This is a genomic window from Nguyenibacter vanlangensis, assembly GCF_013376155.1.
Lineage (GTDB): Bacteria > Pseudomonadota > Alphaproteobacteria > Acetobacterales > Acetobacteraceae > Gluconacetobacter > Gluconacetobacter vanlangensis.
Map to the genome: position 1 here is coordinate 1 of NZ_JABXXP010000090.1, position 8,148 is coordinate 8,148.

At 66.7% G+C, this 8,148-nt stretch carries 8 protein-coding genes; all 8 read left to right on the top strand.

What is annotated here, in order from left to right; translation table 11 throughout:
* The coding region (locus HUK84_RS07095) for an NAD(P)/FAD-dependent oxidoreductase (protein ID WP_176639660.1) at positions 1-448 on the top strand (448 nt) is incomplete at its 5' end.
* Entirely contained in the window at positions 445-1,167 is a 723-nt protein-coding gene (locus HUK84_RS07100; RefSeq protein ID WP_176639661.1) for an amino acid ABC transporter ATP-binding protein, read from the top strand. The genes HUK84_RS07095 and HUK84_RS07100, both read left to right, overlap by 4 nt.
* 187 nt (positions 1,168-1,354) lie before the next feature.
* Entirely contained in the window at positions 1,355-2,614 is a 1,260-nt protein-coding gene (locus HUK84_RS07105) for an ArgE/DapE family deacylase (protein WP_176639662.1), read from the top strand.
* A 117-nt stretch (positions 2,615-2,731) separates the two neighbouring features.
* Positions 2,732-5,281 (top strand): TonB-dependent receptor plug domain-containing protein, encoded by a 2,550-nt coding sequence (locus HUK84_RS07110; protein WP_176639663.1) that lies wholly within the window; start codon positions 2,732-2,734, stop codon positions 5,279-5,281.
* A 62-nt stretch (positions 5,282-5,343) separates the two neighbouring features.
* Positions 5,344-6,567 carry a pyridoxal-phosphate-dependent aminotransferase family protein gene (locus HUK84_RS07115; RefSeq protein WP_176639664.1) on the top strand — a complete coding sequence of 408 codons (1,224 nt, stop codon included), beginning with the start codon at positions 5,344-5,346 and terminating at the stop codon, positions 6,565-6,567.
* Complete coding sequence (gene puuE / locus HUK84_RS07120) at positions 6,564-7,472, top strand: allantoinase PuuE (RefSeq protein WP_176639665.1); 909 nt, start codon at positions 6,564-6,566, stop codon at positions 7,470-7,472. The genes HUK84_RS07115 and puuE overlap by 4 nt, the downstream gene beginning before the upstream one ends.
* Entirely contained in the window at positions 7,469-8,017 is a 549-nt protein-coding gene (uraD, locus tag HUK84_RS07125; RefSeq protein WP_246285494.1) for a 2-oxo-4-hydroxy-4-carboxy-5-ureidoimidazoline decarboxylase, read from the top strand. Before puuE ends, uraD begins: the two co-directional genes overlap by 4 nt.
* Positions 8,014-8,148, top strand: a 135-nt coding sequence (locus HUK84_RS23650) for a hydroxyisourate hydrolase (protein ID WP_176639666.1), incomplete at its 3' end; no start/stop codon positions are given. The genes uraD and HUK84_RS23650, both read left to right, overlap by 4 nt.

The window sequence follows — 8,148 nt, forward strand, 5'->3', positions numbered from 1 at the left end:
GCTGCAGATGATCGTGACCGAGCCGGTGGCCCCGCTGGTCGGATCGCTGCTGGCCCATGCCAGCCGCCATCTGACGCTCAAGCAGGCCACCAACGGCGCGCTGCTGATCGGCGGGGGCTGGAGCGCCGGGCTGGATGCGGTGCACCGCCATCCGCGGCCGGTGCGGGAGAGTCTGGAAGGCAATCTCTGGGTCGCCCGCAGGTTGATTCCGGCGTTGGGAAACGTACACGTGGTGCGGAGCTGGGCGGCCATGAACATCGATATCGACGGGGCGCCGATCCTGGGCGAAAGCCCGGATGTCCCCGGATTCTACAACGCCGTCACGGCCAATGGCGTCACGCTGGCGCCGGCCATGGGGCGTGGCGTCGCCGACATGGTGCTCGGCACCGGGCGGCGCGCGGATCTCGACATCTTTTCCCCTCTGCGCTTTCAGGGAGGCTCGGCATGATCGTCTTGGACAACGTGACGAAATCCTATGGTGGCTTTCGTGTCCTCAATGGCTGCTCGGCGACCATCCGGCAGGGCGAGGTCGTCGTGGTCTGCGGGCCGTCGGGCTCGGGGAAATCGACGCTGATCAAATGCATCAACGCGCTCGAACCCTTCGAGGGCGGACAGATCACGGTCGACGGCATGGCCGTCCGTTCGCCGGATGTCAGCCTGCCGGCCCTGCGCGCGAAGGCGGGCATGGTGTTCCAGAGCTTCGAGCTGTTTTCCCACCTGACGATCCTGGACAATGTCATGCTGGCCCCGCGCCTGGTGCAGAAGCGCCCCGCCAGGATGGTGCGCGACGATGGCATGCGCCTGCTGGCGCGCGTCGGGCTGGCGCAGCACGCGATGAAATATCCGATCGCCCTGTCCGGCGGGCAGCAGCAGCGCGTGGCGATCGCGCGGGCCCTGGCGATGCGTCCCTCCATCATGCTGTTCGACGAGCCCACTTCGGCCCTGGATCCCGAGATGGTCGGCGAGGTCCTGGCCGTCATGGGCGAACTGGCGCGCGAGGGCATGACCATGCTGTGCGTGACCCATGAAATGGGGTTTGCCCGCCAGGTCGCGGACCGGATCCTGTTCGTGGACCGGGGCGAGATCGTCGATGATTGTTCCTCGGTGGATTTCTTCGCGGGAAGGTGCGGCCCGCGCGCGCAGGCGTTCCTGAACAGCGTCTGCTGACCACGTCCCGGTGCCGGCGGTGGCACGCAAAGGGGGGCACCCAAAATGGGACACACAAAAACGGTGCTGCGTCATTGTTCCGCTTTACGACTGAATTCGTACGGTATACAAATCGAATATATAAAGAAGACCGTGACGCGGATCCGAGCGAAAGACCTGCCGATGCCTCAGACTGTGAGTTCAGACCGTGAGTGACGAAAAAATCCCGCGCGACGGGATCGAACATGTCGTCGATCGCGATTTCGATACGCTGCAGGTCGCCTTCCTGCGCGAACTGGTGCGTGTTCCCTCGGACAATCCCCCGGGGGACTGCGCGCTGCATGGCCGCTTTGCCGCCGATCACCTGCAGGAACTGGGATTCGCGGTCGAACGGCAAGCGGTGCCGGCGGATGTCCTGGCGCGCAGCGGGCTGCGCAGCGTTATCAACCTGATCGTGCGCCGGCGTTTCGGAAGCGGGGACGGCCCCGTCATCGCCCTGAACGCCCATGGCGACGTGGTGCCGCCCGGCGGCGGATGGACGCATGATCCCTATGGAGGCGTGATCGAGGACGGTCGGCTGTATGGACGGGGTGCCGCGGTCTCGAAATCCGATTTCGCGACCTATGCCTTTGCCCTGCGCGCCCTGAACGCCCACGCCGCCGGCCTGCAGGGCCAGGTGGAGCTGCATTTCACCTATGACGAGGAAACGGGCGGAAGCGCGGGGCCCGGCTGGCTGCTGGACCAGGGGCTGACGCGGCCGGATTACGTCATCAGCGCCGGTTTCACCTATGGGGTGATGATCGCCCATAACGGCAGCCTTCAGCTCGACGTGGCGTTCACGGGCAGATCCGCGCATTCCGCGTGGCCCGCCACGGGCTGCGACGCCATCCAGGCGGCCTGCCGTGTGATGTCGGCGCTGTATGCCCACCGGGAGGAACTGGCGCTTCGGACGTCTCCGGTTCCCGGTATCGACGCGCCCACCCTGGTGATCGGCACCATGGGCGGCGGCGTGGCGGCGAACGTCGTGCCGGAACAGGCCGCCTTTCGGGTGGAGCGGCGGATCCTGCCGCACGAGAATCCGCAAGAGGTGGAGCGCGAACTGCGCGACATCATCGCCCGGGCCGCGACGGTCGACGGCGTGACCTGCGCCGTGCGCCGCCATCTTCTGGCGCTTCCCCTGGTGCCCGAGGCCCGCCAGGCCCCTCTGGTCGCCGCGCTGCAGGACGCGGCCGAAGCCGTCATCGGCGAGCGGATCCCGGCGCAGGGCATGGCCCTGTTCACCGATGCCCGCCTCTACAGCAATGCCGGATGCCCGACCGTCCTGTATGGCGCGGGGCCGCGCCGCCTTCAGGATGCCAACGGCCACAGGGCGGACGAACACGTGGTCCTGGAAGACATGCGCCGGGCGACGAAAGTGGTGGCGATGGCCCTGTGGCGGCTGCTGAGCCGCCAGGAGCTTACGCCGTAACGAACAACGAAACGAACAACGATCTGAAAAACATCCCTCTGCGGATGGCGCCGCATTGAACCGGTGCCCTTCGCCTGGAACGCGGGTCCCCCACCGGGGCGGACCGATGGAGCCGACATGAACATCAGAAAGCTTGCGCTTTTTTCGACCATTCTGTCCTTCGGACTCTGGAACGGGGCGGCCGTCGCAGCGACTGCCGATGCGACCCGGTCCGCGCAGGCGTCCAAAAGGCAGGCACCCAGGAAACCGGCGCACGCGAAGAAGCCCGGACCGGCCCCCGTGCATTTCGCCGGCGGCGAGGAAGCCGTGATCGTGACCGGAACGCATGCGTCGAACCGGCAGGCGCGCCAGAGCACCAGCCCGATCACGGTGATTTCCGCCGCGACGCTGCGCCGGTCGGGCATGCTGAACCTCTCGGACGCCCTGACCCGGACCTATCCGTCGATCAATGTCAGCACGATGGGCAATGACGCGGGCGCGCTGACGGCCGCCATCCGCATGCGCGGCCTGAACCCGAACGAGGTCCTGGTCCTGGTCGACGGCAAGCGCCGCCACACGACGGCGAACATCAATGCCGACGCGGGGCCGAATTTCGGATCGACGCCGGTCGATCTGAACATGATCCCCTCCAACATGATCGACCATATCGAAGTGCTGGAGGACGGGGCCGCGGCGATGTACGGGTCCGACGCGATCGCGGGCGTGGTGAACATCATCACCAAGAAGCGGGATCACGGCCTGGACATCAGCACCCAGACCGGCGCGAATGCCTATAACGGCGACGGCTGGCAATATCAGCTCAATGCCGATGGGGGCTTCAGGCTGGGTGATGACGGCTATATGCATATCGCCGCCCAGACCTATCATACCGACCATTTCGTGACGGACACGGTCGATCATCGCCTGTCGGGATACACGCCGCCCGGCGTGGCGAACGAGCTGTATACGGGATCTCTGAACGTTCCCAAGAATTCGAACAAGATCATGAGCACGCCGGAGGAGACGCGCGAGAATCTCGGCATCGATTTCGGCAAGCCGATTACGGACGACGTCCAGTTCTACGGGCAGGTCACCTATGCGCACCGCCATGCCGAGGCGTATGAGAATTATCGCCTGCCGTCGGGCACCAGCGCCAGCAATCCCGAACTCTTTCCCTACGGGTACTCGCCGCTCGAGACGATCGACGAGAACGACTATGCCGCCACGCTGGGCCTGAAGGGGAGCCACGTCCTCGGCTTCGACTGGGACCTGAGTTCGACCTGGGGCGAGGATCTGGACAAGGTCTCCACCCAGCATACGACCAACCCCAACATGTACGCGGCGACCGGCTATACGCCGACGACCGTCCGCAATGAGAATTTCCGCCTGGCGCAATGGACGAACAACCTGGATTTCAGAAGAAATTTCAAGATCTTCAACACGGTGCCGATGACGCTGGCCTTCGGCGGCGAGCAGCGGTTGGAACAATATACCGTGCTTGCGGGCGAACCCGCGTCCTATGAATATGGCGGCACGTCCGCCCTGGCGGGCCTGACGCCGCAGGATGCGGGGAAATGGAACCGCGACATCTGGGCCGCCTATCTGGACGGGGATTTCCATCCCACGCGGAAATGGGACCTCGATTTCGCCGGGCGTTTCGAACATTACACGGACGTGGGCAACACCGAGAACGGCAAGGTCTCGACGCGCTATGATTTCACCCGCCGCGTCGGGGTGCGTGCGACCATCAGCAACGGCTTCCGCGCCCCGACCATGGCCGAGCAGCATTACAGCGCGATCAATGTCGGTCCGACATCCGTGCTGGGGCTGCTGCCCGTCTCGTCGCCGGAAGCGGCGGCGACCGGCGCCTCGCCGCTGAAGCCGGAACGCTCCACCAGCGCCAGCGGCGGCATCGTCCTTGAACCTGTCAATGGATTCCATGTCGAGGCCGACGTCTACCAGATCAATATCCGCGACCGCGTGGTGCAGGGCGGCAACGTCACCGGCCCGGCGGCTGTCTCGGCGCTCGAGCAGATGGGGGTCTCGCTGCCGGCGCTGACCCAGCAGTCCGAGAACGCCGTTCAGACCTACTACTTTACGAACGGCGCCAGCACCCGGACGCAGGGCCTGGATATCAAGGCGGATTACCTGGTGCATCTGCACCGCTACGGCAATCTGTCCCTGTCGATGGCGCTGGACCTGAACCGTACCCGCCTGACGCATAACGGCCTGTCCGGCACGGGATCGCCGCTTCTCAATGCGCAGAACATCGGTTACCTGACGACGGGTTTCCCGCGCAGCAAGCTCATCCTGAATGCCTACTGGACCGTCGGCGCGTGGGACGTCAATCTGCGCCAGACCCGCTATGGCGAAACGACCGACATGATGACCTATCAGGACTGGACGCCTTCGGCCGCGACGTGCCCGGGCGGTGGCCAGTTGGAACAGTCCAGCGTCTGCTTCGCGCAGTTCAAGAATACGCCGCGCTGGCTGACGGATCTCGAGGTCGGGTATCGGATCAGCCCGCGCTGGCATGTCGCGGTCGGGGCGAACAATATCTTCAACGTGCGTCCGCGCAAGCTGCCGGGCGAACTGAACCAGCTCGGCGGGAACCCGTACGATACGTTCTCGTCGCAAGTGCCGATGACCGGCGGATATTACTACGGGCGCGTCAATTTCACCCTGTAGGACTCAGGACGGGGCGAAGTCGCCCCCCTGCACTCAATCCTCCCATGGTAGGGAACGACATGATGTTCGGACAGATTGACCCGCCGCACCGGCTGCTGATGGGCCCGGGTCCGGTGAACGTGCATCCGCGGGTGCTGCGCGCGATGGCGGCGGACATGCTGGGGCAGTTCGACCCGGAGATGACGGGGTATATGAACCAGACGATGGCGCTGTATCGTCATGTGTTCATGACGGAAAACCGCTGGACCTTCCTGGTCGACGGCACGGCGCGGGCGGGGATCGAGGCGGCGCTGGTCTCGCTGGTCGAACCGGGGGCGCGGCTGCTGGTGCTGCGCGCCGGTCGCTTCGGCCTGCTGCTGTCGGAAATCGCCGGGCGCATCGGCGCCGACATCCGCACCCTCGACATCCCCTGGGGCGCGGTCGCGACCCGCGGGCAGATCGAGGCCGCGATCGTCGAACACCAGCCGCAGGTCTTCGCGGCCATCCACGGCGACACCTCCACCACCATGGCGCAGCCGCTGGACGGGGTGGGGGACATCTGCCGCCGCCACGGCGTGCTGTCCTATGTCGACGCCACCGCCACCTTGGGCGGCATGGCGGTGGCGACCGATGCCTGGGGGGTGGATGTGGTGACGGGCGGCCTGCAGAAATGCATGGGCGGCCCGCCGGGCTCGGCGCCGATCACGATCTCGGACCGCGCGGCGGCGCACATCATGGCCCGCCGCCATGTCGAGGCCGGGATCCGCACCGCCGGCAGCCGCGACGGCGCGCGGCCGCGCATCGGCTCGAACTATTTCGACCTGGCGATGGTCATGGATTACTGGTCCGAGCAGCGGCTGAACCACCATACCGAGGCGACCTCCATGCTCTATGCGGCGCGCGAGGCGGCGCGGATCATGGTGGAAGAGGGGCTGGAGGCCCGCTTCGCCCGGCACCGCGCGGCCGGGGCGGCGATGGGCGCCGGGCTGCGCGCCATGGGGCTGACCCTGTATGGCCAGGACGCGCATCGCATGACCAACGTCACCGGCGTGCACATCCCCGAGGGTATCGACGGCGAGGTGGTGCGCACCCGCATGCGCGCGGAATTCGAAATCGAGATCGGCACCGCCTTCGGCCCCCTGGCGGGGAAGATCTGGCGCATCGGCGCCATGGGCTACAACGCCATGAAGCACAAGGTGCTCATCACCCTCGCCGCTCTCGAGGCCTCCCTCCGCGCCGAGGGCTTCTCCCTCCCGCAAGGCAATGCCGTCGATGCCGCTCGCGCGTCCTACGAGGCCGCGTCGTGACCGGCGCGGACTATCCCCGCGACCTCGCGGGCCATGGCGCCCACCCGCCGCAGGCCCAGTGGCCCGGCCAGGCGCGCATCGCCGTCCAGTTCGTGATCAATTACGAGGAAGGCGCCGAAAACTCCGTACTGCACGGCGATGCGGGGTCCGAGGCCTTCCTGTCCGAAATGATCGGCGCCCGCGCGATTCCCGGCGCGCGCGCGATGGCGATGGAAAGCCTGTACGAGTACGGCGCCCGCGCCGGCTTCTGGCGCCTGTACCGGCTGTTCACCGAACGCGCATTGCCGGTGACCGTGTTCGGCGTGGCCATGGCCATGGCCCGCAATCCCGATGCCGTCGCGGCGATGCTGAGGGCAGGGTGGGAAATCGCCTCCCACGGATTGCGCTGGATCGACTACCAGGACATCCCCGAGGCGGTCGAGCGCGCGCATATCCGCCAATGCATCGCGCTGCATGCCGAACTGACCGGATCGCGCCCGCTGGGCTGGTACCAGGGCCGCACCAGCCCCAACACCGCGCGCCTCGTCGCCCAGGAAGGCGGCTTCGTCTACGACGCCGATTCCTACGCCGACGACCTGCCGTACTATGACCGCAGCCACGGACGCGCCCAGTTGATCGTGCCCTACACGCTGGATGCGAACGACATGCGCTTCGTCGCGCTGAACGGCTTTACCGAGGGCGAGCAGTTCTTCCGCTACCTGCGCGACACGTTCGACATGCTGTACGCCGAAGGCGCCACGACGCCCCGGATGATGTCGGTCGGCCTGCATTGCCGCGTCGCCGGCCGCCCCGGCCGCGCTCTGGCGGTCGCGCGCTTCCTCGACCATGTCATGGCCCATGACCGCGTCTGGGTCGCCACCCGGCTGGATATCGCCCGCCACTGGCTCAAGGTCCACCCCGCATGACCACCCCTTCCGTTACCATGAACCGGGTCAACGCCATGGCCCCGGCCGATTTCGTCGCCACCTTCGGCCATCTGTTCGAACATTCCCCCTGGGTGGCCGAACGCGCCGCGGCGCTGCGCCCCTTCGCCACGCCGGATGCGATGCTGCTGGCCATGACCGGCGTGCTGGACCGCGCGGCCGACGACGAAAAACTGGCCCTGGTGCGGGCCCACCCCGAACTGGCGCGCCGCGCCGGTCTCGATCCTACCCTGACGCAGGCCTCGGCCTCCGAACAGGCGTCGGCCGGGCTCGATCGGCTCACCCCCGACGAATATGCCCGCTTCAACCGGCTGAACGACGCCTATGCCGCGCGCTTCGCCATGCCGTTCGTGATCTGCGTGCGGCTGTCCGACAAGGATGTCATCCTGTCGGAAATGGAACGCCGCGTCGCCCACACGCCCCAGGCCGAATTGCAGGCCGCGATCGTCGAAATCGGCAAGATCGCCGGCCTGCGCCTGGCCGACACGTTCAAGACCCTCGCGGAAAACGCGGAGAACGCGCCATGATCACCCTGTCCAGCCACGTCCTGGACCTGGTCTCGGGCCGTCCGGCGGCCGGAATGGCGCTCTCGCTCTGGTCGGGACCCGACCGCCTGTTCGCCGGCCGCACCAACGCCGACGGCCGCTGCCCCGAACTG